This is a genomic window from Metabacillus rhizolycopersici (assembly GCF_020075705.1).
In genome coordinates this window covers 1-1,394 of the sequence record NZ_JAIQUM010000209.1, presented here as the reverse complement: position 1 = coordinate 1,394, position 1,394 = coordinate 1, and the positions used below count along the sequence as shown (strand labels likewise).

General features: G+C 35.2%; 2 protein-coding genes. Both read left to right on the top strand.

Translation table 11 applies throughout. From position 1 onward, the window contains the following. Positions 1 to 80 precede the first annotated feature (80 nt). The gene (locus tag K9V48_RS28025) at positions 81 to 374 is read left to right on the top strand and encodes a transposase (RefSeq protein ID WP_224142314.1); all 294 of its coding nucleotides are present in this window, start codon (positions 81 to 83) and stop codon (positions 372 to 374) included. Next, positions 374 to 1,264 carry an IS3 family transposase gene (locus tag K9V48_RS28020; protein WP_224142315.1) on the top strand — a complete coding sequence of 297 codons (891 nt, stop codon included), beginning with the start codon at positions 374 to 376 and terminating at the stop codon, positions 1,262 to 1,264. Before K9V48_RS28025 ends, K9V48_RS28020 begins: the two co-directional genes overlap by 1 nt. Positions 1,265 to 1,394 lie beyond the last annotated feature (130 nt).

Sequence of the window (1,394 nt, the reverse complement as noted above, 5' to 3'; positions counted from 1 at the left end):
TAGAGTTAGTCTTAAAAGTGGACACGTCGAAATGAGAATAAAGATATAATATAGATAATTTAATTAAAGGACGTGTTCAAATGGGGAAGCACCATACTCGAGAGTATAAAGAATATGTATCAAAATTAATTATAGAAGAAGGAAGAAAGATTTCTGAAGTATCATATGAACTTGAGATTCCTTATTCTACTGTAAGTAAATGGGTACAAGAATACAGGAAGAAATTAAAAGTTGGCAATTCAGACGAGGGATATGTCACTCCTAAAGAGTTAGAACAACTTAAAAAGAAACATGAAAAAGAGCTACAACAGTTACGGGAGGAAAACGAAATTTTAAAAAAGGCGATGCACATCTTTACCAAAAACCAAGAGTAATTTACAGTTTCATTCACGCTCATAGGGAGGAACACACTGTGGTAAAGATGTGCAAAGTACTTGGAGTTTCAACGAGCGGATACTATAAATGGGTGGGGGACCTAGAAAAAGATCCATCTGATAAAGAGGCTTATAGAAATGAGATAAAGCAGAAAATAAAAAAGTCTTTTCATGAAAGTGGAGGAACGTATGGAAGTCCCCGAATACATGATGACTTAGTGGAATGGGGATATACAGTTTCTTTAAAAACAGTAGCCCGTCTAATGAGTGAGATGGGGTTAAGAGCTACTCCTAAAGAAAAATATGTGGTTACTACGGACTCTAATCATGCCTTCCCTATTTACTCAAACCTAGTCAAACGAGAGTTTCATGTCGAAGCGCCAGATCGAATCTGGGCTACTGACATTACCTACATTCGGACACTTGAAGGATGGGTTTATTTAGCTACGGTTATGGATTTGTTTTCTAGAAAAATCATAGGTTGGTATATTGATTCCCATATGAGTAAGGAACTCACAATACGGGCTTTAGAAATGGCAATCATATCTAGGCAGCCAACAGAAAAACTAATTCACCATTCAGATCGAGGATCCCAGTATTGTTCTAGGGATTATATTAACAAATTAGATGAGCGAAAAATCCTGATTAGTATGAGTGGAAAAGGCAATCCCTATGATAATGCTTGTATTGAATCATTCCATGCCACATTAAAGAAAGATTTAATTTATAGAAGGCGCTTTAAAACTCGTGCTGAAGCAATCAAAGCAGTTAATTATTATATAAGTAGTTTTTATAACGAAAAGAGAAAACACTCTACATTAGGGTATTGTTCACCTAATAAATTTGAGAGAAACTACCAACAATCAAAGATTAAAAATCTCATAAGTTAGCCATTTGGCATTAGAAAGGATCAGTTTGTTTTTTGATTGATCCTTTCTAATGCCCTAGCAAACGCAGTGCGGTAGTTGTACTACGAAAAAAATATCAAATTTTAATGTCCACTTTCTTGACAGAAGTCCA